The sequence below is a fragment of the Pseudomonas sp. UME65 genome, from assembly GCF_014170225.1.
GTDB lineage: Bacteria > Pseudomonadota > Gammaproteobacteria > Pseudomonadales > Pseudomonadaceae > Aquipseudomonas > Aquipseudomonas protegens.
In genome coordinates, this window is sequence record NZ_LZZQ01000004.1 from 171432 (window position 1) to 195705 (window position 24274).

Below are 24274 nucleotides of genomic sequence, written 5' to 3' on the forward strand. Positions count from 1 at the left end.
GAGATTAAAAATTGACCGTTTGAACAGGTATTTATTTTTCGCCAGGCACGGCTTGGCGCCCAATGGATATCGGCGCAGGAAAGGCTTGTAACCTTTTGGGGCGGGGAATCTTTGAAGTGCACACAAAAATGGCACCGACGGTGACATTCTTGTGTACAGGTTTTGCTGCGGGTTGGCTTTCAGTGCGGACGTCCTTCAGGCGCGCCCGCAGGGAAGGGGGTCAGGCTTTGCTGATGATGTTGCCGGCGTGCAAGCCACATTCTTTCTGGGTGGCTTCCTCCCACCACCAGCGGCCTTCGCGCTCGTGCTGGTTGGGCAGTACCGGGCGGGTGCAGGGCTCGCAGCCGATGCTGATGAAGCCGCGCTCATGCAGGCTGTTGTAGGGCAGTTCGAGCATGCGGATGTAACCCCAGATCTCCTCGCTGCTCATTTGTGCCAGTGGGTTGAACTTGTACAGGGTGCGCTCCGGCGTGGAGAAGGCTGTGTCGACTTCCAGCACCGCCACCTGGCTGCGGGTACCCGGGCTCTGATCACGGCGCTGGCCGGTTGCCCAGGCGCTGACGGTGGACAGCTTGCGCCGCAGCGGTTCGATCTTGCGGATACCGCAGCACTCGCCATGGCCGTCCTTATAGAAGCTGAACAGGCCCTTTTCCTTGACGAAGGGTTCGAGCTTGCTGTGGTCCGGCGAGATCAGCTCGATCTGGATCTTGTAGTGTTCACGTACCTGATCGATGAAACGGTAGGTTTCCGGGTGCAGGCGGCCAGTATCCAGGCTGAACACCTTGACGTTCTTGTTCAGCTTCCAGGCCATGTCCACCAGCACCACATCCTCGGCACCGCTGAAGGAAATCCACAGGTCATCGCCGAACTGGGCAAAGGCCAGTTTGAGAATGTCCTGGGCAGACTTGTTGGCATAGGTCGCGGCGAGTTCAGCGACGTCGAACGATGGGGTCATCAGGGCGGTTTCCTACAGGTCGGTGGCGCTGTGCGCTCTATAGGGGGGCGATCTTAACAAAATCCACACGGCCCTGGCGCGCTCCTCTGCGTTGCGCCTGTGCAGGCGAATCGCTAGAGTTCGGCAGTCCTTTTGCTCGCTCAATTTAAATAATCAGAACCAATGGGAGTGTCTTGTGGAAATTGCCTGTCTCGATCTGGAAGGTGTACTGGTCCCGGAAATCTGGATCGCCTTTGCCGAAAAAACCGGGATTGAATCCCTCAAGGCAACCACCCGGGATATTCCCGACTACGACGTGCTGATGAAGCAGCGCCTGCGGATTCTCGACGAACACGGCCTGAAGCTTTCGGACATCCAGGAAGTGATCGCCACCCTCAAGCCACTGGACGGCGCGGTGGAATTCGTCAACTGGCTGCGCGAGCGCTTCCAGGTGGTGATCCTTTCCGACACCTTCTATGAATTTTCCCAGCCCTTGATGCGCCAGCTGGGCTTTCCGACCCTGCTTTGCCACCGCCTGATCACCGATGACGGCGGCCGGGTGAGCGGCTATCAGTTGCGCCAGAAAGACCCCAAGCGCCAGTCGGTGCTGGCCTTCAAGAGCCTGTACTACCGGGTGATTGCGGCGGGGGATTCCTATAACGACACGACGATGCTCGGTGAGGCGGATGCCGGCATCCTGTTCCACGCCCCGGACAACGTGATCCGCGAGTTCCCGCAGTTCCCGGCGGTGCACAGCTTTGCCGAGCTGAAGCAGGAGTTCATCAAGGCTTCCAATCGTCCCCTGAGCCTGTAAAACCGTTCTTGTAGGAGCCGGCTTGCCGGCGAAGGGGCCCCTGGATTTTGCGCAAATCCTGCCGACGCCTTCGCTGGCAAGCCAGCTCCTACGGGGGGAGAACGGCGCGCGCTTGTAGGAGCCGGCTTGCCGGCGAAGAGGCCCTAAAGCCCCTGCAATGTCTCCAGCAGCACCCGCACCTTGGTGATGGATTCCTGGTATTCCTCCTGCCAGTCGGAATCCGCGACTATTCCGCCGCCGCCCCAGCAACAGATCTGCCCATCCTTGGCCAGCAGGCTGCGGATGGCGATCGAACTGTCCATTTCTCCGCGCACGTCCAGGTACAGCAGCGAACCGCAGTACAGGGCACGCCGCGTGGGTTCCAGCTCGTCGATGATCTGCATCGAGCGGATCTTCGGTGCTCCGGTGATCGAGCCACCGGGAAAGCTGCCGGCGATCAGGTCCAGGGCGTCCTTGCCGTCCGCCAGCTCGCCAGTGACGCTGCTCACCAGGTGGTGCACGTTGGGGTAGCTTTCCAGGCTGAACAGCTCCGGTACCCGTACCGAGCCTATGCGGCAGGTGCGCCCCAGGTCGTTGCGCAGCAGGTCGACGATCATCAGGTTTTCCGCCCGGTCCTTGGGGCTGGCCAGCAGCTCGGCGGCATTGGCCGCGTCTTGCGCCGCATCCCGGCCGCGGGGGCGTGTGCCTTTGATCGGGCGGGTTTCCACCCGGCCCTGGCTGACGTGGACGAAGCGCTCCGGCGACAGGCTCAGCACCGCACCGCCTTCCGGCAGCCGCTGGAAACCCGAGAACGGGGTCGGGCAGGCGGCGCGCAGGGCGCAATAGGCCGCCCAGGGATCACCCTGGTACTGGCCGCGAAAGCGCTGGGCGAAGTTCACCTGGTAGCAGTCGCCGGCCTGGATGTAGTGCTGGATGCGCTGGAACGCCTGGCGGTAGTCCTCGGCGCTCAGATCAGCCAGCATGGCTCCGGTCAGCTTGAATGTCGGCTGCGACGCGGGCAGCGGCTGGCTGAACAGTTGAATCAGGCGCTGGCGCTCGGTGGCATCCAGGCTGGGGTGGAATACCAGCTGGCTGGTGCCTGCCTGGTGGTCGTTGATCAGCGCCCAGGCATACAGGCCAAAGCGTGCGTCGGGCAGTTGCAGGTCATCCCGGGCCTGGCTTGGCAGGCGCTCCAGATGGCGGCCGAAGTCATAGCTGAGGTAGCCGATCAGGCCGCCGGCGAAGGGCAGTTCATAAGGAGCGGGCAGTTGCGCCGGGCCCAGTTGCCCCAGGTTGTCCCGCAGGCGCTGGAGAAAGCCCCTGCCGCTTTCTTCGGCGGCCACGGTCAACTGCGCCAGGGGCCAGGCGCTGAGCAGGTCATAGCGCCCGCGCTCGGCACTGGGCCGGCCGCTGTCCAGCAGCACGGCGCCGGGGGCGTGCTCGATTGCCGCGAAATACTCGGCGGGGTTGGTGCGGTAGGGGAGCGGGTGTACGGAACAGGTCAACATGCGGGGCAAATCAGCCATCGGAGCGCGGTTGGCGATTGTATGCCTCTGCAGGAGTTGCTCCTAGAGGGGATGTCGGTGATTGCCCGGTTCGTGGCGTATTCACCGACCTGTAGCTGCTGCCGCAGGCTGCGAAAAGGTCCGCAGGGCCTTCCGTTCGCACCCTGCGGCAGGCGCTATCAGCCTTCCACGGCAGGGATATGGCCGAACAGTTCCTGGGCGAAGCGTACCCGCTCCTCGACGCTTTCCTCGATGCCCTGGGCCTTGAGCTCCTCAAGGTGGGCTTCGATGGCGTGGGTGCGCTGGGTCAGGCCGCAGTCGTTGGCGATCTGGATGTTCAGCCCCGGCCGCGCGTTGAGTTCGAGAATCAGCGGGCCCTTGTCCTGATCCAGCACCATGTCCACGCCGATGTAGCCCAGGCCGCAGAGTTCGTAGCAGCCGGCCGCTAGCTTCATGAAGCCGTCCCAGTAGGGCAGTTGCACGCCGTCCACCGCGTTGGTGGTGTCCGGGTGCTTGGTGATGATGTTGTTCAGCCAGGTACCGCGCAGGGTCAGGCCGGTGGCCAGGTCGACCCCGACGCCGATGGCGCCCTGGTGCAGGTTGGCCTTGCCCCCGGACTGGCGGGTCGGCAGGCGCAGCATGGCCATCACCGGGTAGCCCATGAGCACGATGATGCGGATGTCCGGCACGCCTTCGTAGCTGATGCTCTTGAAGATCTGGTCCGGGGTCACCCGGTACTCGATCAGCGCGCGATCGCGGTGGCCGCCCAGGGAATACAGGCCGGTGAGGATGCTGGAAATATGGTGCTCGATTTCCTCGTGGCTGATGATCTTGCCCGACACCGTGCGATAACGGCCCTCGAAGCGGTCGGCGATCACAATGATGCCGTCGCCGCCGGCGCCTTGCGCCGGCTTGATCACGAAGTCGTTGCGTTCACCGATGATCGCGTCGAGCTTGTCGATTTCCTTCTCGGTGGAGATCACCCCGTACAGTTCCGGCACATGGATGCCGGCCTTGATCGCCCGTTCCTTGGTGATGATCTTGTCATCGACGATGGGGTACAGGCTGCGCTTGTTGTACTTGAGCACGTAGTCGGCGTTACGCCGGTTGATGCCCATGATTCCCCGCGCTTCCAGGGCTTTCCAGGTCTTCCACAGGCCAAACATCAGGAGTCGGCCTTGACGAAGGCTTTGAAACGCACCAGCTCCGTCAGGCGGTAGCCGCGGTAGCGACCCATCGCCAGCATGAAGCCCACCAGGATCAGCAGCATCGCCGGGAAGGTAAAGACGAAGTAGGTGAGTTCCGGCACGCTCATGATCAGGTGCGCCAGGGAGGCGGCGAACAGGGTGCCGATGGCGACTTTCATCGCATGGCCGCCGCCGCGCTCTTCCCAGGTGATGGACAGGCGTTCGATGGTCATGGTCAGGATCACCATCGGGAACAGTGCCACCGATAGGCCGCGTTCCAGGCCCAGCTTGTGGCTGAACAGGCTGATGGCGGCGATCAGCACCACGACGAAGGTCAGTACCACCGAGAGTCGCGGCAGCATCTGCAACTTCAAGTGTTCGAGGTAGGAGCGCAAGGACAGCCCAAGCGCGGTGATCACCGTGAACAGCACGATGCCAAAGCCCAACTGGGTCTCGCGGAAGGCCAGGGCGATCAGCACCGGGGTGAAGGTGCCGAGGGTCTGCAGGCCGATCAGGTTGCGCAGCACCAGGATCACCAGCACGCCGATGGGGATCATCACCATGATCATGAAGGTCTGCTGGGTCTGCAGCGGCAGGCCGTACAGCGAGTATTCGAGGAAGTTGGCGTCGGTGTTCTCGTCGGTCAGCTTGGCCAGGCGAATGGCGTTCATTTCGCTGTTGTTGAGGCTGAAGGTGACGTTGGCTTTCTTGCCGCCATCGACGGTGATCAGGTTGTCGTCGCCGGTCCACCACAGCAGGCGGTCGCTGGGCATGCCCTGCTCACCGGTTTCCGGGTTGAAGTACAGCCAGTCGGTGCCGTTGAAGCTGCGCAGCCAAAGCTCCGGGGTCTGCGGCTGGTCGGCCACCAGGCGGATGGTGTGGACCTTTTCCACCGGCACGTGGGCGATGGACAGCAGCAGCTCGACAATCTTCGCCTTGTTGGTGCTGGACGGATCGCCGGCCAGCAGCAGCTTGGCGTTGTCGTCATTGGCGTTGTTGACCCGCTTGATGGCTTCGCTGATGAAGGTCTCGACGTCCGCCGAATGCTGGCGGATCGGTGCCAGCAGGGCGTCGGCGGCGATCTTTTCCGGGCCTTCCACGGCCATGCTGTCACGGAAGGTCGGGCCCTTGACCTTGGCTTTCTCGGCGCTGTAGCGCTTGGTCAGCACCAGGCGGTAGTACAGGGTCTGGTTGCCCTTGGCCCGGCGCGCCGACCAGGTGACCTTGCGGTTGCCGTCGACGCGGTTCACCGCCACCCCGTAGTTGTTGGAAATGAAGCTCTCGTTGAGGCTCACGTAATCGCGGCTCAGGGGCGGCACGAACATCTGGATCTTGATCGGGTCCTTGCCGTTGGCGACGAACTCGACCTTGGCATCGATGTTCCACAGATCGTCGGTAGCGTCTTCGGTCACCGGAATGCCGAGCACGAAGATCTGATAGGCCGTGATCGAAATGCCCAGCACCACCAGGATGGCGATCAGGACTTTCAGATGAAGGGTAAGAGAGCGCATTGGAATTACTCTGCGGTATGAGCGTCGGTGGCGCAGGCGGGTTTGCCAGCAGCGTATTTAAGACTGGGGTCGACCAGCGCATCGAAGCGTTTCAGGGCTTCGGAGCCGATCAGGAGCGGGTATTGGAATGCGCTGCGGTCGGTCAAGTTCACTTCGATGCTGCGCAGGGCGCTGCCCATGCAGACATCCAGGGCGATGACCGGCCGTGCGGTGTAGTTCTTGTCCTCATCGGGGTCGTAGTCGCCGGCACGGCGCTTGATCTTGCTGACCCGGGCCAGAGGCCGTTCGATGGGATGGGAATGGGCGGCGTCGATCGCCAGGTAGAAACGCACCCAGGACTCGCCATTGCGCTTGAAGCGCTTGATGTCGCGGGCACTCAGGGAAGCGGTCTTGGCCCCGGTGTCGAGCTTGGCCGCGACCTCCAGGTCGATGCCGGACAGCCGAGCGTATTCATTCAAGCCGTAGACAGTCTTGCCGGCGGCGGCGCTGATGCCGGGCAGGGCAAGCAGGCAGAGCAGTAGGGGAAGGGCCTTGAGTCTCATAGATCCTGATGGGCATGGGTTCTTCAGTTCAAGGCGACCGGCATTGCTGCGCAAGCTCCCTCGTATGCGTGCCATAAAAAGATGACAGGCCAATGCGGGCGGCATTCTAGCATGCTGGTTTTATGGCGCCAGCGCCGGGGGCGGGCCTTTTGTCTTGCTCTGGCGCTTAGGGTTATTAGACGATTGTCGACAATCTATATTTTTCCTTTGACTGTTTTCGGTGTATTGGCTAATTTTTGCCTCATTGATTTTAAAGGTGTCGACAATATGCTGGATCAACTCGAACACCCGATGCAGGCACAGGACGATTCTGAAACCCTGTCCGAAAACGTCTTCCGGCGGATCCAGGCGGCCATCGTCAAGGGTGAGATCGCCCCGGGCAGCAAGATCTCCGAGCCTGAGCTGGCGCGCACCTACGGCATCAGTCGCGGCCCGCTGCGCGAGGCCATCCACCGCCTGGAAGGTCAGCGCCTGCTGGTGCGGGTGCCCCATGTCGGCGCCCGGGTGGTGTCCCTGAGCCATGCCGAGCTGATCGAACTCTACGAAATCCGTGAGTCCCTGGAAGGCATGGCCTGTCGCTTGGCGGCCGAGCGCATGACCACCGAGGAAATCGACGAACTGCGCCGGGTGCTCGATACCCACGAACGCGATGCGGCGTTCCAGGCCGGCGTCGGCTACTACCAGCAGGAAGGGGACTTCGACTTCCACTACCGGATCATCCAGGGCGCCGGCAACCGCACCCTCACGCAGATGCTCTGTGGCGAGCTGTATCAACTGGTGCGCATGTACCGCATCCAGTTTTCCGCGACCCCCAACCGCCCGCACCAGGCCTTTGCCGAACACCACCGGATTCTCGATGCCATTGCCGATCGCGACGGCGAACTGGCCGAGTTGTTGATGCGCCGCCACATCGGCGCCTCGAAACGCAATATCGCGCGTCACTACCAGGACAGCGCCCATCAGACAGCCACTCCACGAGGTGAGTCATGAGTTCCAACAAGAGCACTCCAGGCCAGCGTTTCCGCGATGCGGTCGCCAGCGAACAGCCGTTGCAAGTGGTCGGCGCGATCAACGCCAACCATGCCCTGCTGGCCAAGCGCGCCGGTTTCAAGGCCATCTACCTGTCGGGCGGCGGAGTCGCTGCCGGCTCCCTCGGCGTGCCTGACCTGGGCATTACCGGTCTGGACGACGTCCTCACTGATGTGCGTCGTATCACCGACGTCTGCGACCTGCCGCTGCTGGTGGACGTGGACACCGGTTTCGGGTCGTCGGCCTTCAACGTGGCGCGCACCGTCAAGTCGATGATCAAGTTCGGCGCCGCGGCGATCCATATCGAAGACCAGGTCGGCGCCAAGCGCTGCGGTCACCGCCCTAACAAGGAGATCGTTTCCCAGCAGGAAATGGTCGACCGCATCAAGGCCGCGGTGGATGCCCGTACCGACGACAGCTTCGTGATCATGGCGCGCACCGACGCCCTGGCGGTGGAAGGCCTGGAGTCGGCCCTGGAACGCGCCGCGGCGTGCATCGAGGCCGGCGCTGACATGGTGTTCCCGGAAGCCATCACCGAGCTCGAGATGTACAAGATCTTCGCCGATCGGGTGAAAGCCCCGATCCTGGCCAACATCACCGAATTCGGCGCCACACCGCTGTACACCACCGAACAGTTGAAATCCGTGGATGTTTCCCTGGTGCTGTACCCGCTGTCGGCGTTCCGTGCCATGAACAAGGCCGCAGAAAACGTCTACACCGCGATCCGTCGCGACGGTACCCAGCAAAATGTGATCGACACCATGCAGACCCGCATGGAACTGTACGAGCGCATCGATTACCACAGCTTCGAGCAGAAGCTCGATGCGCTGTTCGCGCAGAAGAAAGGCTGAATCAATCCCTGTGGGAACGAGCTAGCTCGCGATGGCCGTCAGCGATAACGCGCAGCCCCTGATTCGCTGGGGCGCGCGGGCTCGGATCGCGAGCAAGCTCGCTCCTGCACTGTCGGGGGAGCCCCGACCCGTGAAGTTGCCAAGTCCCTAACAAATTCAAGATTGGAGAGAGCAATGGCCGAAGCAAAAGTATTGAGTGGTGCAGGTCTGCGCGGCCAGGTGGCCGGGCAAACCGCGCTGTCCACCGTGGGCCAGGCCGGTGCCGGGTTGACCTACCGCGGCTATGACGTGCGCGAACTGGCGGCCGATGCGCAGTTTGAGGAAGTCGCCTACCTGTTGCTGTACGGCGACCTGCCGACCCAGGAACAACTGGCCGCCTACAGCGCCAAGCTGAGCAAGCTGCGCGACCTGCCACAGGCGCTGAAGGAAGTGCTGGAGCGCATACCGGCCCAGGCCCATCCGATGGATGTGATGCGTACCGGTTGCTCGTTCCTGGGCAATATCGAGCCGGAGAAGGATTTCTCCCAGCAGCACGACGTCACCGACCGCCTGCTGGCGGCCTTCCCGGCGATCATGTGCTACTGGTACCGCTTCAGCCACGAAGGCGTGCGCATCAATTGCGTCAGCGACGAGCAGACCATCGGTGGCCACTTCCTGCACCTGCTGCATGGCAAGAAGCCCAGTGACTTGCACGTCAAGGTGATGAACGTCTCGCTGATCCTCTATGCCGAGCACGAGTTCAATGCCTCCACCTTCACCGCCCGGGTCTGTGCCTCTACCCTGTCGGACCTCTATTCCTGCGTCACCGCGGCCATCGGTTCGCTGCGCGGCCCGTTGCACGGCGGCGCCAACGAAGCGGCCATGGAGCTAATCGAGCGCTTCCAGAGCCCCGAGGAGGCGACTGCCGAGTTGCTGCGGATGCTTGAGCGCAAGGACAAGATCATGGGCTTTGGCCATGCGATCTACAAAGACAGCGACCCGCGCAACGAGGTGATCAAGGGTTGGTCGCAGAAGCTGGCTGACGAAGTCGGTGACAAGGTGCTGTTCCCGGTGTCCGAAGCCATCGACAAGACCATGTGGGAGCAGAAAAAACTCTTCCCCAATGCCGATTTCTACCACGCCTCGGCGTACCACTTCATGGGCATCCCGACCAAGCTGTTCACACCGATCTTCGTCTGCTCACGCCTGACCGGCTGGGCCGCCCACGTGTTCGAGCAGCGTGCCAACAACCGCATCATTCGTCCAAGCGCCGAGTACATCGGCGTTGAACAGCGCAAGTTCGTGCCAATCGAGCGCCGCTGACCGGGAGGGCGCCGGTACTGTTGATTGAATGCACCGCAGCACCTGCAGGAGCGAGCTTGCTCGCGATAGCGATGGACCAGCCGACAGCGATGTCGGACCTGATTCAGTCATCGCGAGCAAGCTCGCTCCTGCAAGGGATAGATGCCCATTCAACACGGTGCCAGGCGCTCCCTTTGAAACTACCGTGACCGAGCCCTGACCATGAACAGTGAATTTCGCAAGACGCTGCCCGGCAGCCAACTGGACTATTTCGACGCCCGGGCGGCGGTCGATGCGCTTAAGCCAGGCGCCTACGACAGCCTGCCCTACACCTCCCGCGTACTGGCGGAAAACCTGGTGCGCCGTTGTGATCCGGCAACCCTCAACGCTTCCCTCGGCCAACTGATCGAACGCCGCGACGACCTGGACTTCCCCTGGTTCCCGGCCCGCGTGGTGTGCCACGACATTCTTGGCCAGACCGCACTGGTGGACCTGGCCGGCCTGCGCGACGCCATCGCCGACCAGGGCGGTGACCCGGCGCTGGTCAACCCGGTGGTGCCGACCCAGTTGATCGTCGACCACTCCCTGGCGGTGGAGTGCGGCGGTTTCGACCCGGACGCCTTCGACAAGAACCGCGCAATCGAAGACCGGCGCAACGAAGACCGGTTCCACTTCATCAACTGGACCAAGAAGGCCTTCAAGAACGTCGACGTGATCCCGCCCGGCAACGGCATCATGCACCAGATCAACCTGGAGAAAATGTCCCCGGTGATCCAGGTGCTCGACGGTGTGGCCTTTCCTGATACCTGCGTCGGCACCGACAGCCACACCCCCCACGTGGATGCGCTGGGGGTGATCGCCATCGGCGTGGGCGGCCTGGAAGCCGAGAGTGTCATGCTCGGCCGCGCCTCGTGGATGCGCCTGCCGGACATCATCGGCGTCGAGCTCACCGGCAAGCTGCAACCGGGCATCACCGCCACCGACATGGTGCTGGCGCTGACCGAGTTCCTGCGCAAGCAGAAAGTGGTGGGGGCCTGGCTGGAATTCTTTGGCGAAGGTGCCGCGGCGCTGACCCTGGGCGACCGCGCCACCATCTCCAACATGGCTCCGGAATACGGCGCCACGGCGGCGATGTTCTACATCGACCAGCAGACCATCGACTACCTCAAGCTCACCGGCCGTGAAGACGAGCAGGTGCGTTTGGTCGAAAGCTACGCCAGGCACACCGGCCTTTGGGCCGACAGCCTGAAGAGCGCACGCTACGAGCGCGGCCTGCAGTTCGACCTGTCGTCGGTGGTGCGCAACATGGCCGGGCCGAGCAACCCGCACGCTCGGGTCGCCACCAGCGACCTGGCGGCCAAGGGCATCGCCGGGCAGTGGTCCGAAACCCCGGGGCAGATGCCGGACGGCGCGGTCATCATCGCCGCCATCACCAGTTGCACCAACACCAGCAATCCGCGCAACGTGATCGCCGCCGGCCTGCTGGCGCGCAATGCCAACAAGCTGGAGCTGACCCGCAAGCCATGGGTCAAATCGTCCCTGGCCCCGGGTTCGAAAACCGTGGCCATGTACCTGGAAGAGGCCGGCCTGGGCCATGAGCTGGAGCAACTGGGCTTTGGCGTGGTGGCTTTTGCCTGCACGACGTGCAACGGCATGTCCGGCGCCCTGGACCCGGTGATCCAGAAAGAAATCATCGACCGCGACCTGTACGCCACCGCCGTGCTCTCGGGCAACCGCAACTTCGATGGGCGCATCCACCCTTACGCCAAGCAGGCGTTCCTGGCTTCGCCGCCGCTGGTGGTGGCCTACGCCATTGCCGGCACCATCCGTTTCGATATCGAAAAGGACGTGCTGGGCCTGGACGCCAACGGCCGGGAAATCCGCCTCAAGGACATCTGGCCGAGCGATGAGGAGATCGATGCGGTGGTCAAGGCGGCGGTCAAGCCGGAGCAGTTCCGCAAGGTCTACATCCCGATGTTTGCCATCCACGAAGACACCGGCCCGAAAGTCGAGCCGCTGTATGAGTGGCGCCCGCAGAGCACCTACATCCGCCGTCCGCCGTACTGGGAAGGGGCCCTGGCCGGTGAGCGCAGCCTGACCGGGATGCGCCCGCTGGCGGTGTTGCCGGACAACATCACCACCGACCACTTGTCGCCGTCCAACGCCATCATGGCGGGTAGCGCGGCCGGCGAGTACCTGGCGAAAATGGGCCTGCCGGAAGAGGACTTCAACTCCTACGCGACCCACCGTGGCGACCACTTGACCGCTCAGCGCGCGACCTTCGCCAACCCGAAACTGTTCAACGAAATGGTCCAGGAAAACGGCAAGGTCAAGCAGGGCTCCCTGGCGCGGATCGAGCCGGAAGGCAAAGTGACGCGGATGTGGGAAGCCATCGAAACCTACATGCAGCGCAAGCAGCCGCTGATCATCGTTGCCGGTGCCGACTACGGCCAGGGCTCGTCCCGCGACTGGGCAGCCAAGGGCGTGCGCCTGGCGGGGGTGGAAGCCATCGTCGCCGAAGGCTTCGAGCGCATCCACCGTACCAACCTGGTGGGCATGGGCGTGCTGCCGCTGGAGTTCCTCGCGGGCACCGACCGCAAGACCCTGGGTATCGACGGCACTGAAACCTACGACGTGATCGGCGCGCGCACGCCTCGGGCGCAACTGACCCTGGTGATCAACCGCAAGAACGGCGAGCGGCTCGAGGTGCCGGTGACCTGCCGCCTCGACACCGCCGAAGAGGTATCGATCTACGAGGCGGGCGGGGTGCTGCAACGCTTCGCCCAGGACTTCCTGGAATCGGCAGTAGCCAGCTAAGCAACGTACCGGGGGCGGGCCGCAAGGCGCCGCCCCCGGTCATTATCGGGACCTGAAATTCATGGCATTCGTAGCGCAGATCAAGATTCCCGCCACCTACATGCGTGGCGGCACCAGCAAGGGCGTGTTCTTCAACCTGCAGGACCTGCCCGAGGCGGCCCAACTGCCGGGCGCAGCCCGTGATGCCCTGCTGTTGCGGGTGATCGGCAGCCCCGATCCCTATGACAAGCAGATAGACGGCATGGGCGGCGCCACGTCCAGCACCAGCAAGACGGTGATCCTGTCCAGGAGCATCAAGGCCGACCACGACGTCGACTACCTGTTCGGCCAGGTGGCCATCGACAAGGCCTTTGTCGACTGGAGCGGCAACTGCGGCAACCTCTCGGCGGCAGTGGGCTCCTTCGCCATCAGCAGCGGCCTGGTGGACCCGGCGCGCATTCCGCAGAACGGCGTGGCGGTGGTGCGCATCTGGCAGGCCAATATCGGCAAGAGCATCATCGCCCACGTGCCGATCACCAACGGCGAGGTCCAGGAAACCGGCGACTTCGAGCTGGACGGCGTGACTTTCCCGGCGGCTGAAGTGCAGTTGGAGTTCCTTGACCCTGCGGCCGAGGAAGAGGGCGCGGGCGGTTCGATGTTCCCCACCGGCAACCTGGTGGACGACCTGGAAGTGCCCGGTGTCGGCACCTTCAAGGCGACCCTGATCAATGCCGGGATTCCGACGATCTTCGTCAACGCGGCAGACATCGGCTATCGCGGTACCGAGCTGCAGGGCGATATCAATGGCGACCCCAAGGCCCTGGCGATGTTCGAGACCATCCGCGCCCATGGCGCCCTGCGCATGGGCCTGATCAAACACCTGGATGAAGCCGCCCAGCGCCAGCACACGCCGAAAGTGGCCTTTGTCGCCGCGCCTGCGGACTACCAGGCCTCCAGCGGCAAGGCGATCAAGGCCGGGGACGTTGACCTGCTGGTGCGGGCCATGTCCATGGGCAAGCTGCACCACGCGATGATGGGCACCGCGGCGGTGGCCATAGGTACCGCGGCGGCGATTCCCGGGACCCTGGTCAACCTGGCGGCCGGTGGTGGCGCGCGCAGCGCGGTACGTTTCGGTCATCCCTCGGGCACCTTGCGCGTCGGCGCCGAAGCCACCCGGAGCGGCGGTGACTGGACGGTGGTCAAGGCCATCATGAGCCGCAGCGCGCGGGTGCTGATGGAAGGTTGGGTGCGAGTGCCCGGCGACAGTTTCTAGGAAGAGAAGCGCTTGCTGTGGAGGGGCTTGCTGTCCAGCGGGAGCAAGCTCCCTCGCCACAGCCGCTGGTTGTGATTGAATCGCTGAGCAGGCGCAGACCTGCGATGCCGTTATTGACCTGAACCTGTCACTGAGGAATCGACACCACCTACCATCCTGTACTGGAGTGAAGCGCTCATGAGCAGCAACGTTGACCTGAACAACCGTCCCGATTACGACCAGGTCCTGCAGGACATTGCCGATTACGTCCTGGTTTATTCCATCGACTCCCGAGAAGCCCTCGATACCGCACGCAATTGCCTGATGGACACCCTGGGCTGCGGCCTGCTGGCCCTGCGTTTTCCCGAATGCACCAAGCACCTGGGGCCGATCGTCGAAGGTACCGTGGTGCCTTTCGGTGCCCGGGTGCCCGGCACCAGCTATCGCCTCGACCCGGTGAAGGCGGCCTGGGACATCGGCTGCATCGTGCGCTGGCTGGACTACAACGACACCTGGCTCGCGGCCGAATGGGGCCACCCCTCGGACAACCTCGGGGGAATTCTCGCGGTGGCCGATCACCTGTCACAAAAGCGCGTGGCCAATGGCGAAGCGCCGCTGACCATGAATGATGTGCTCAAGGCCATGATCATGGCCCATGAGATTCAAGGCGTGATTGCCCTGGAAAACTCCTTCAACCGTGTCGGCCTCGATCATGTGCTGCTGGTGAAAGTGGCTTCCACCGCAGTGTGCGCCAAGCTGATGGGGGCCAATCGCGAGCAGTTGCTGGCGGCACTGTCCCAGGCCTTTGTCGATGGCCAGGCGCTGCGCACCTATCGCCATGCACCCAATGCCGGTTCGCGCAAATCCTGGGCGGCGGGGGATGCCTCCAGCCGTGGAGTGCGCCTGGCGGATATCGCCCTGCGTGGCGAGATGGGCATTCCCGGCGTCCTGACGGCGCCGCAGTGGGGCTTCTATGACGTGCTGTTCAGCCATACCAACAAGGACCTGGCGCTCAAACCCGAGGGCCAGCGGCAGTTCAGCCTGACGCAGAAATACGCCAGCTACGTGATGGAAAACGTGCTGTTCAAGATCAGTTTCCCGGCAGAATTCCATGCGCAAACGGCCTGCGAAGCGGCGGTGACCTTGCATCCTCTGGTGCGCAACCGCCTGCACGAAATCGACCGCATCGTCATCACCACCCATGAGTCGGCGATCCGCATCATTTCCAAGGTCGGGCCGCTGGCCAATGCCGCCGACCGCGACCACTGCCTGCAATACATGACCGCCGTGCCCCTGGCCTTCGGCACCCTGGTGGCCGAGCATTACGAGGACGATTTCCATGCCGCGCATCCGATCATCGATCAGTTGCGCGAGAAGATGCATATCGTCGAAGAGCCTCGCTACACCCGTGAATACCTGGAGGCCGACAAGCGCTCCATTGCCAATGCGATCCAGGTGTTCTTCAAGGACGGCTCCAGCACCGAGCAGGTCGCGGTGGAATACCCCATTGGCCACCGGCGCCGCCGCGCCGAAGGCATCCCGCTGCTGGAAGACAAGTTCAAGGCCAACCTGGCCACGCGTTTCACGGCCCAGCGTTCGACGCAGATTTTCCAGCTGTGCAAGGATCAGGCGCGGCTTGAGGCGACGCCGGTGCACCGGTTCGTCGACCTGCTGGTGATCTGAAACCCACCCTTGTAGGGGCGAGCTTGCTCGCGATGAACGTCAATGATGACGCGGGCTCGCTGGGCTGACGCGGTGTCCTTGAAGCCTTCGCGAGCAAGCTCGCTCCTACAGAGTCTCTTTAGCGTCGGGCGGGCTTTCTGGACAGCCATTTGTCCAGGGGCAGTTTGGTGATGGCGAAACCGCCGAGCAAGGTCGAGGAATACAGCAGCAGGTCCCGGGACAGGCTCTGGCCTTCGTACCAGGCGCCGATGATCACCGCGAACACCGGAAAAATGATGAACACGAAGGACAGGATCACCGGGTTCAGTCGTTTGAGCAGGAAAAAATAGACAATGAACCCACCCACAGAAGCCGCCAGCCCCAGATACAGCAGGGCGCCCCAGGAACGCGGGCTGATGGCGGAAAAGTCCGGGTGCTCGATCCCCAACCCCGCCAGGCACAGCAGTAGACCGGCGATGCCGATCGGCAAGGTGTTGTAGGTGATGACGCTGATGGCGCTGCCGTGTTTCTTGGTGACCACGTAACACAGTGCATGCAGCAGCGCCGCGCCGAGAATTGCCAGTACTCCCGAGAGTTCATTGTGGTCGCTGAGCAGGCCCTGGCCGCGAATGATCTGGAACAGGCTGGCAAAGCCGATGGCGATGCCGAGCAGTTGCGCCAGGTGAATCTTCTCCCGCAGCAGCAGGGCGGAAAAAATCAGGATGAACACCGGCATGCAACTGAACAGCAGCGCGGTCAGGCCGGAGGAAACGTGCACCTCGCCGTAGTTGAGCAGGGTGTAGGGCAGGCTGAAGTAGCACAGGGTGACGAATACCAGGAAGCCCCGGCTGCCCTTGGGAAACATCAGCGGCTCGCGGCGCAGCCAGGCAAAACAGGCGAACAGCGGAAAGGCAATCAGAAAGCGCAGGCCTGCGGCGGTCAGTGGCGGCACGCTTTGCACCGCAATCTTGATGCCCAGCCAGGTGGTGCCCCAACTCAGGCAGACAATCAGGAACAGGGTGCAGGTCACCAGGGTGGCAAGCCAGGGGCGGGGCAGGGCCCGGGTGTCGGATATGACGGTGCTGGTATTCACGCAGGCATTCCTTTCGTGATGAGCAATTGACCTCTATATTGGGCGAGTCATTTGCGGTAATTGAGCCCTTGAGCAACGCTATTGGTGAAAATGATGGCTGTCAAAGTAAGTATTGACACAGTGTCAATGATGCGTTCCGCATTGCAGGAAGGGGTGGGCGCCAAGTACAAGCGACTGGCCGAGACCCTGGAAAAGGCCATTGCCGACGGTACGCTTGCCCCCGGTAGCAAACTGCCGCCCCATCGCCTGCTGGCGGACAAGCTGGGCGTGACCATTGGCACCATCAGCCGCGCGTACGCCGAGCTGGAACGCCTGGGACAGGTGGTGGCACGGGTCGGCGATGGTACTTATGTGCGCCAGGACGGTTTGCAGCGCCAGCGCGACAGCGGCTTTCGCAACGTCGCCGAGGAGCCGGAGGCGCTGTTCGACATGAGCCGCAACACCCATATTCCCGGCCAGGAAAGCCATTTCATCGCTCAGGGCTTGCGGGCATTGGCAGAAGACCCTTTGGGGCTGCAGCAAATCGCCCGTTACAGCGCCGAGGCCGGTCTGGCGCGGTATCGCGCCGTGGGTGCGCGCTGGCTGACCCAGGATGGCCTGCAGGCGGATCCCGAGCAGGTGATTTGCGTCAACGGCGCCCAGCACGGCTTGCATGTCGCCTTGCTGGCACTGCTCAAGCCCGGCGATACGCTGGCCACTGAACACCTGACCTATCCGGGCCTGATCAGCACGGCGCGAATGTTGGGCATCAAGCTCCTGGGGTTGCCGATGGACGCACAGGGGCTGTTGCCGGAGGCCCTGGACGAAGCGTGCCGGCAGCACCGCATTTCAGCGCTGTATTGCACCCCGACCCTGCAAAACCCCACGGCTGCGGTGCAGTCCGCTGCGCGGCGCGAGGCCGTGGCGGAGCTCTGTCGCCGGCATAACCTGTTGATTCTGGAGGATGAAACCCACGCCGTGCTGATGGAGCGGCGCCCGGCGCCCCTGGCCCATTTCGCAGCGGAGCGCACGGTGCTGATCAGCAGTCTGAGCAAGGCCGTGGCGTCAGGGCTGCGGGTCGGTTTCCTGCATGCGCCGTCGCCCCTGGTGGGACGTTTGGCCGCAGCGGTACGCGCCACCTGCTGGATGGCCACGCCTTTGCCGCTGGAGCTGGTAGCGGGCTGGATCGACACGGGAGTTGCCGAGCGCCTGCGTCAGCAGCAGATGGCCGAAATCGCCCGGCGCAAGGAGCTGGTCACGGAGGTGTTGCAGGGGCTGGAGTGGCGCAGTCCGGAGGGTTGCCCGCATTTCTGGATCAGGGTTCCGGAGCCGTGGCGTGCCTCTGAAATCGAGGCGGATCTCAAGCATCAGGGATACCTGGTGGCCACTGCCGAAGCCTTTGCCGTGGGCCAGGCGGCGGTGCCGCAATTCGTCCGGGCCAGTGTCTGCAATACCTCCGCGGATGATCGTCGGCTGCAGGACGGCTTTGCCGCGTTGGCCGCGGCCTTGAAGCAGGAGAGCGGGCTGTCCCGCTGGTAGGGCGGTAGGCGAGGGGCAGTGCGGGCCTCGCCGTCGGTCGCGCAGAGGTTACTTGAAGCGCCGTTCCACGCCTTTTTCCACGAGGATCTTGGCCGAGATCTCTTCCACCGAGAAATGGGTGGAATTGATGTGGGGGATGTTTTCGCGGCGGAACAGGTTTTCCACTTCGCGCACTTCGAATTCGCACTGGGCGTAGCTGGAATAGCGACTGTTGGGCTTGCGCTCGTTGCGGATCGCGGTGAGGCGGTCGGGGTCGATGGTCAGGCCGAACAGCTTGTGCTTGTGGGCGCGCAGGGCATTGGGCAGCTGCAGGCGCTCCATGTCTTCCTCGGTCAGCGGGTAGTTGGCCGCGCGGATGCCGAATTGCATGGCCATGTACAGGCAGGTCGGGGTCTTGCCGCAACGCGACACGCCCACCAGGATCAGGTCGGCCTTGTCGTAGTAGCGGGTGCGGGCGCCGTCGTCGTTGTCCAGGGCGAAGTTCACCGCCTCGATCCGCTCCATGTAGTTGGAGTTGTGGCCAATGGAGTGGGATTTGCCGACGGAGTAGGAGGAATGTTCGCTCAGCTCCTGTTCCAGGGGCGCGAGGAAGGTCGAGAAGATGTCGATCATGAAACCATTGGAGGTCGCGAGGATCTCACGAATGTCCTGATTGACGATGGTGTCGAAGATAATCGGGCGATGGCCGTCTTTTTCGGCGGCTATATTGATTTGTTGTACCATGGCCCGCGCTTTTTCCATGCTGTCGATATACGGCCGCGTGAATTTGCTGAAGGTAACGTTTTCGAACTGCGCCAACAGGCTCTGGCCGAGGGTTTCCGCTGTGATGCCGGTACCGTCGGAGATAAAGAAAGCAGATCGTTTCATTTGCGGCTTGGGCCTTAAGCTAGTGACGATTCTTGGATATGATAGGCGCGATTTGTCGGCCGGGAATGGCCCGCATTCTCACTTATTTTCCAGGTCCAGGCCATATAGCGGGCAAACGCTCCCTGGAGCAGCCGGCTTCTGAGCTTTTCCAACACAGTTAGTGGAGAGATCACCTTGGTAGAGTACGTAGTTTCCCTCGATAAGCTCGGCAAACACGATGTTGAGCATGTGGGGGGCAAGAACGCATCCCTGGGCGAGATGATCAGCAACCTCGCAGGTGCGGGCGTATCGGTCCCTGGTGGCTTCGCCACGACAGCTCAGGCTTATCGTGATTTTCTTGAGTTGAGTGGTCTGAACGACCAGATCCATGCAGCGCTCGATGCGCTGGATGTCGATGACGTCAACGCCCTGGCCAAGACCGGCGCGCAGATCCGTCAGTGGATCATGGAGGCCGAGTTCCCCGAGCGCCTCAACACCGAGATCCGTACCGCCTTCGCCGCACTGTCGGCGGGCAATCCCGACATCGCCGTGGCCGTGCGTTCCTCGGCCACCGCCGAAGACTTGCCGGACGCCTCCTTTGCCGGCCAGCAGGAAACCTTCCTCAATATCCGTGGCGTGGACAATGTGATTCGCGCTGCCAAGGAAGTGTTCGCCTCGCTCTTCAACGACCGCGCCATTTCCTACCGCGTGCACCAGGGGTTCGACCACAAGCTGGTGGCCCTGTCTGCCGGTGTGCAGCGCATGGTGCGTTCGGAAACCGGCACCGCCGGCGTGATGTTCACCCTCGACACCGAATCGGGCTTCCGTGACGTGGTCTTCATCACCGGCGCCTATGGTCTGGGTGAAACCGTGGTCCAGGGCGCGGTCAACCCGGACGAATTCTACGTCCACAAGAACACCCTTGAAGCCGGTCGTCCGGCCATCCTGCGCCGCAACCTGGGCAGCAAGGCGATCAAGATGATCTACGGCGACGAAGCCAAGGCTGGTCGCTCGGTGAAAACCGTGGACGTGGACGCCGCCGATCGCGCGCGTTTCTGCCTGACCGATGCTGAAGTCAGCGAGCTGGCCAAGCAGGCGATGATCATCGAGAAGCACTATCAGTGCCCGATGGACATCGAATGGGCCAAGGACGGCGACGACGGCAAGCTGTACATCGTCCAGGCTCGTCCGGAAACCGTGAAGAGCCGTACCCAGGCCAATGTCATGGAGCGCTACCTGCTCAAGGAAACCGGCACCGTGCTGGTGGAAGGCCGTGCCATCGGCCAGCGCATTGGCGCCGGCAAGGTGCGGATCATCAAGGACGTGTCCGAGATGGACAAGGTCCAGGCCGGCGACGTGCTGGTCTCCGACATGACCGACCCGGACTGGGAACCGGTGATGAAGCGCGCCAGCGCCATCGTCACCAACCGCGGCGGCCGGACCTGCCACGCAGCAATCATCGCTCGCGAGCTGGGCATTCCGGCAGTAGTGGGTTGCGGCAACGCCACCGAGCTGCTGAAAGATGGCCAGGGCGTGACCGTTTCCTGCGCTGAAGGCGACACCGGTTTCATCTTCGAAGGCGAACTGGGCTTCGACATCAAGCAGAACTCGGTGGATGCCATGCCGGAGCTGCCGTTCAAGATCATGATGAACGTCGGCAACCCGGACCGTGCCTTCGACTTCGCCCAGCTGCCGAACGCCGGCGTGGGCCTGGCCCGCCTGGAGTTCATCATCAACCGCATGATCGGCGTGCACCCCAAGGCACTGCTGAACTACGCCGGGCTGCCACAAGAGATCAAGGACAGCGTCGACAAGCGTATTGCCGGCTACCACGATCCTGTGGACTTCTACGTCGACAAGCTGGTTGAAGGCATCAGCACCCTGGCTGCGGCGTTCACACCGAAGAAGGTCATCGTGCGCCTGTCGGACTTCAAGTCCAACGAATACGCCAACCTGATCGGTGGCAAGCTCTACGAGCCGGAAGAAGAGAACCCGATGCTGGGCTTCCGCGGTGCTTCGCGTTACATCAGCGAATCCTTCCGTGACTGCTTCGAGCTCGAATGCCGCGCCCTGAAGCGCGTGCGCAACGAGATGGGCCTGACCAACGTCGAAATCATGGTGCCGTTCGTGCGCACCTTGGGCGAGGCCAGCCAAGTAGTTGATCTGCTGGCTGAAAACGGCCTCAAGCGCGGCGAGAACGGCCTGCGCGTGATCATGATGTGCGAACTGCCGTCCAACGCCATTCTGGCTGACGAGTTCCTGGAGTACTTCGATGGTTTCTCCATCGGCTCCAACGACCTGACCCAACTGACCCTGGGCCTGGACCGTGACTCGGGGATCATCGCCCACCTGTTCGACGAGCGTAATCCTGCGGTCAAGAAGCTGCTGGCCAATGCCATTGCCGCCTGCAACAAGGCTGGCAAGTACATCGGCATCTGCGGCCAGGGGCCTTCGGACCACCCGGACCTGGCCAAGTGGCTGATGGAGCAGGGCATTGAAAGCGTTTCGCTGAACCCGGACTCGGTACTGGAAACCTGGTTCTTCCTGGCTGAAGGTCAGGGCGCGGCGTAATCGGTGAGTGCAGAGCCGGTCGGTCGCAAGGCTGGCTGGCTCTTGAAGATTCAAGCAGGGCGTGCTTCTTCTGGATGCCGCCCTTTTTTGTGCAAGAAGAATATGCAAAGCAGCAGCAACCTATTTCCGGTCGCCTTGATCAGTGCCGAGCGTCGAGGCGACCTCAGCGAAGATGTCTATCGCTTGAAGCCCGGCAACAGTCCCGACCCTTCCGTGGAGTTGGCCGTCACCCGCCTGGGGCTGGCCGATGAGCCTGAAGCCCGGGGGATCCCCGTGGTCCTGCTGCATGGCAGCTTTTCCAATCGACGTTTCTGGTATTCGCCCAAGGGCATCGGGCTGGGGGCCTATCTGGCCCGCGCAGGCTTCGATGTGTGGATTCCTGAAATGCGCGGTCACGGTTTGTCGCGCCGCAATGCCGACTACCGCAAGAACCGTGTCGCCGACTACGCTCGGTACGATTTGCCGGCAATTGCCGCCTTCGTCCGTGAGCAAAGTGCGCAGGTTCCCCATTGGATCGGTCATTCCCTGGGCGGCACTACCCTGGCGGCGGCGTTGGGCGGGCAATACCTGGGTGATGCGGGCGTGGCTTCGGCGGCGTTTTTCGGTACCCAGATCAGCCGTACCTACTGGCCCTTGAAGATCCCGATGGTGGAGTGGGGTGGGCGCCTGGTGATCAAGCGCTTTGCTCAGTTGTCCGGCTCGCGGCTCAAGCGCGGCCCCGAGGACGAGCCCATCGGGCTGGCTCTGGAGAGCATGCGCTGGCATGGATTGTTTGGTCGTTTCGGCGATGCCGACAAGGATTGGTGGGCGGGCCTGGCGCAGGTTACGGTGCCGGCACTGGCAGTCAGTGCCGCAGGGGATCATCAGGATCCGACCTGGGCCTGTCGCAAGTTGTTCGAGCAGTTGGGCAGCGAGCAGAAACAATTTGTCTGCCTGGGGCGCGAGCAGGGATTCAGCGGTAATTTCGGTCACGTCGAGATGCTGGTGAGCAAACCGGCGCAGACTGAGGTCTGGCCGCTGGTCGCGTGCTGGCTCAAGGATCAGCAGGCTCCATTGCTGGTTTCTGTTGCCGAACCCGTGGCTGCGGTTTGAGGCGAAGGCTCTGACAAGGGCATTTCGCTCGATAGCGCTTGCGGCTAAGATATGACGCATTGCGCTTTTCTGGTCACATTCAGTTATTGAGTCGGCTTTCCGTTCCGCTGGCCTGGCTGCGAAAATACGGGGCAGGCGGGTTCGCTCATCAGGCCTTGCAGGTTAAACATCTGCGGTCTGGGCGCGTATCTATATAAGGCAGCACCGACACCTTCGATCGTGTTCTTTCTGTTACAGGAGTTTCTCGATGAACCATTACCTCACTCCCGACCTGTGCGACGCCTACCCGGACCTGGTGCAGGTGGTAGAGCCGATGTTCAGCAATTTCGGTGGTCGCGATTCCTTTGGCGGTGAAATCGTCACCATCAAGTGCTTCGAGGACAACTCGCTGGTCAAGGAACAAGTGGAACTCAAGGGGCAGGGCAAGGTGTTGGTGGTGGATGGTGGCGGCTCGCTGCGCCGCGCCCTGCTGGGCGACATGCTGGCCGAGAAGGCCGCAAAAAACGGTTGGGAAGGATTGGTGATCTACGGTTGCATCCGTGATGTGGATGTCATCGCCCAGACCGATCTTGGCGTCCAGGCCTTGGCCAGCCACCCGATGAAGACTGACAAGCGCGGCATCGGCGACCTCAATGTGGCGGTGACCTTTGCCGGTGTGACTTTTCGTCCTGGCGAGTATGTCTACGCCGACAACAATGGCGTGATCGTTTCGCCAAGCCCGCTGAAAATGCCTGAATAAACAATCGACCTGACAAGGGATGCGGATGTTCGAGGAAGAAAACGCGCAATGGGGGCTGGTACATGCCCTGGTGCTGGATGGTGAAGGCGGTGCGCGTTCGATTGCCCGGACTGAGCTCGACGACCTGCAACTGCAGGCCCATGAAAGCCTGTGGCTGCATTGGGATCGCAGTCATCCGCAGACCCAGACCTGGTTGCGTCGTTCCAGCGGCCTGAGCGAGTTCAGCTGTGACCTGCTGCTGGAGGAAAACACCCGCCCACGCCTGCTGGCGCTCCCGGACTCGGAGTTGCTGCTGTTTCTGCGGGGTATCAACCTGAACCCGGGGGCTGAGCCGGAAGACATGGTCTCGGTGCGGATCTTTGCCTCTGCCCAGCGGGTGATTTCCTTGCGCCTGCGTCAGTTGCGCGCCACCGATGAGCTGTTGGTGCAGCTTGCCGAGGGCCGAGGGCCGAAGACGTCTGCCGAACTCCTCCTTTATATGGCCGAGTACCTGACCCACAAGGTGCAGAATCTGGTCAGCGACCTCTCGGAAGTGGTCGATGGCGAGGAAGAAAAACTGGATGCCGACGAACGGTATACCCCCGAGCACGGCAGCATTTTGCAGATCCGTCGGCGGGCTGCCGGGCTCAAGCGCTTCCTGGCGCCGCAGCGGGATATCTTCGCCCAGTTGAGCCGGATAAAACTGCCCTGGTTCGCCGTGGATGATGGTGATTACTGGAACGAGCTGCACAACAGTCTGACCCGTTACCTGGAAGAGCTGGAATTGACCCGAGAGCGCGTGGGGCTTGTGCTGGAGGCCGAAGACCGGCGTTTGAGCGTGCGCATGAATCGCACCATGTACCGCTTCGGGATCATTACCGGGATCTTCCTGCCGATGAGTTTTCTCACCGGCCTTTTGGGGATCAACGTTGGCGGCATTCCGTTCTCGGCCAGCCCTTATGGTTTCATCATCGCCTGCCTTTTATTGTTGGCGGTGGCCGTGGGGCAATGGTGGTTGTTTCGTCGTTTGCGCTGGGTGTGATGATGCTTCATGTGACCCGAATAAATCTGATCGCGTCTTTTTCAGACATCA

General features: G+C 62.4%; 19 protein-coding genes. 12 read left to right on the forward strand and 7 right to left on the reverse strand.

Translation table 11 applies throughout. The annotated features are described in order from the left end of the window. Positions 1 to 220: 220 nt before the first annotated feature. Positions 221 to 955 (reverse strand): phosphoadenylyl-sulfate reductase, encoded by a 735-nt coding sequence (locus tag A9971_RS01955; RefSeq protein WP_011060174.1) that lies wholly within the window; start codon positions 953 to 955, stop codon positions 221 to 223. A 175-nt stretch (positions 956 to 1130) separates the two neighbouring features. Here A9971_RS01955 and thrH point away from each other — a divergent pair, with 175 nt between their 5' ends. Further along, positions 1131 to 1748: a bifunctional phosphoserine phosphatase/homoserine phosphotransferase ThrH gene (thrH, locus tag A9971_RS01960; RefSeq protein WP_041116852.1), complete on the forward strand. Its 618-nt coding sequence runs from the start codon at positions 1131 to 1133 to the stop codon at positions 1746 to 1748. A 143-nt stretch (positions 1749 to 1891) separates the two neighbouring features. Here thrH and pabB read toward each other — a convergent pair whose 3' ends face one another. The 4 genes from pabB to A9971_RS01980 form a co-directional block, all read right to left on the reverse strand. Continuing rightward, positions 1892 to 3235, reverse strand: coding sequence for an aminodeoxychorismate synthase component I (gene pabB, locus A9971_RS01965; RefSeq protein ID WP_041120590.1), 1344 nt, complete (start codon positions 3233 to 3235; stop codon positions 1892 to 1894). A gap of 176 nt (positions 3236 to 3411) precedes the next feature. Beyond that, positions 3412 to 4398: an alpha-L-glutamate ligase-like protein gene (locus A9971_RS01970; RefSeq protein ID WP_183000794.1), complete on the reverse strand. Its 987-nt coding sequence runs from the start codon at positions 4396 to 4398 to the stop codon at positions 3412 to 3414. Then, the gene (locus tag A9971_RS01975; RefSeq protein WP_011060178.1) at positions 4398 to 5930 is read right to left on the reverse strand and encodes an inactive transglutaminase family protein; all 1533 of its coding nucleotides are present in this window, start codon (positions 5928 to 5930) and stop codon (positions 4398 to 4400) included. Before A9971_RS01975 ends, A9971_RS01970 begins: the two co-directional genes overlap by 1 nt. A 5-nt stretch (positions 5931 to 5935) precedes the next feature. Next, positions 5936 to 6472: an ATP-dependent zinc protease gene (locus tag A9971_RS01980; RefSeq protein ID WP_011060179.1), complete on the reverse strand. Its 537-nt coding sequence runs from the start codon at positions 6470 to 6472 to the stop codon at positions 5936 to 5938. A gap of 267 nt (positions 6473 to 6739) precedes the next feature. Between A9971_RS01980 and A9971_RS01985 the strand changes: the two genes are divergently transcribed. From A9971_RS01985 to prpD, 6 genes are all read left to right on the forward strand, one after another. Then, a complete protein-coding gene (locus A9971_RS01985; RefSeq protein ID WP_011060180.1) occupies positions 6740 to 7462 on the forward strand; it encodes a GntR family transcriptional regulator in 723 nt (240 codons plus the stop codon). After that, positions 7459 to 8352 carry a methylisocitrate lyase gene (prpB, locus tag A9971_RS01990; RefSeq protein WP_011060181.1) on the forward strand — a complete coding sequence of 298 codons (894 nt, stop codon included), beginning with the start codon at positions 7459 to 7461 and terminating at the stop codon, positions 8350 to 8352. The genes A9971_RS01985 and prpB overlap by 4 nt, the downstream gene beginning before the upstream one ends. Positions 8353 to 8526: 174 nt before the next feature. Beyond that, positions 8527 to 9654, forward strand: coding sequence for a 2-methylcitrate synthase (gene prpC, locus A9971_RS01995; RefSeq protein ID WP_011060182.1), 1128 nt, complete (start codon positions 8527 to 8529; stop codon positions 9652 to 9654). 201 nt (positions 9655 to 9855) lie between these two features. Next, complete coding sequence (acnD, locus tag A9971_RS02000; protein WP_183000795.1) at positions 9856 to 12450, forward strand: Fe/S-dependent 2-methylisocitrate dehydratase AcnD; 2595 nt, start codon at positions 9856 to 9858, stop codon at positions 12448 to 12450. Between the two features lie 61 nt (positions 12451 to 12511). Next, on the forward strand, positions 12512 to 13702 hold the full coding sequence (prpF, locus tag A9971_RS02005; RefSeq protein WP_015634743.1) for a 2-methylaconitate cis-trans isomerase PrpF: 1191 nt from the start codon (positions 12512 to 12514) through the stop codon (positions 13700 to 13702). A 177-nt stretch (positions 13703 to 13879) separates the two neighbouring features. Next, a complete protein-coding gene (gene prpD, locus A9971_RS02010; RefSeq protein ID WP_183000796.1) occupies positions 13880 to 15364 on the forward strand; it encodes a 2-methylcitrate dehydratase in 1485 nt (494 codons plus the stop codon). A gap of 118 nt (positions 15365 to 15482) precedes the next feature. On the opposite strand, the gene A9971_RS02015 is transcribed toward prpD, so the two are convergent. After that, a complete protein-coding gene (locus A9971_RS02015) occupies positions 15483 to 16436 on the reverse strand; it encodes a DMT family transporter (protein WP_072451600.1) in 954 nt (317 codons plus the stop codon). Between the two features lie 93 nt (positions 16437 to 16529). On the opposite strand from A9971_RS02015, the gene A9971_RS02020 reads away from it, so the two are divergent. Next, positions 16530 to 17954 carry a PLP-dependent aminotransferase family protein gene (locus A9971_RS02020; RefSeq protein WP_183000797.1) on the forward strand — a complete coding sequence of 475 codons (1425 nt, stop codon included), beginning with the start codon at positions 16530 to 16532 and terminating at the stop codon, positions 17952 to 17954. 48 nt (positions 17955 to 18002) lie between these two features. Here A9971_RS02020 and A9971_RS02025 read toward each other — a convergent pair whose 3' ends face one another. Beyond that, complete coding sequence (locus A9971_RS02025; RefSeq protein WP_183000798.1) at positions 18003 to 18821, reverse strand: pyruvate, water dikinase regulatory protein; 819 nt, start codon at positions 18819 to 18821, stop codon at positions 18003 to 18005. 174 nt (positions 18822 to 18995) lie between these two features. On the opposite strand from A9971_RS02025, the gene ppsA reads away from it, so the two are divergent. The 4 genes from ppsA (at position 18996) to A9971_RS02045 (ending at position 24223) form a co-directional block, all read left to right on the forward strand. Beyond that, complete coding sequence (gene ppsA / locus A9971_RS02030) at positions 18996 to 21371, forward strand: phosphoenolpyruvate synthase (protein ID WP_041116859.1); 2376 nt, start codon at positions 18996 to 18998, stop codon at positions 21369 to 21371. 102 nt (positions 21372 to 21473) lie between these two features. Continuing rightward, positions 21474 to 22463: an alpha/beta fold hydrolase gene (locus A9971_RS02035; protein WP_015634749.1), complete on the forward strand. Its 990-nt coding sequence runs from the start codon at positions 21474 to 21476 to the stop codon at positions 22461 to 22463. Between the two features lie 247 nt (positions 22464 to 22710). Continuing rightward, positions 22711 to 23202, forward strand: coding sequence for a ribonuclease E activity regulator RraA (gene rraA / locus A9971_RS02040; RefSeq protein WP_011060191.1), 492 nt, complete (start codon positions 22711 to 22713; stop codon positions 23200 to 23202). A 25-nt stretch (positions 23203 to 23227) separates the two neighbouring features. Further along, positions 23228 to 24223: a zinc transporter ZntB gene (locus A9971_RS02045; protein ID WP_011060192.1), complete on the forward strand. Its 996-nt coding sequence runs from the start codon at positions 23228 to 23230 to the stop codon at positions 24221 to 24223. Positions 24224 to 24274: the final 51 nt, after the last annotated feature.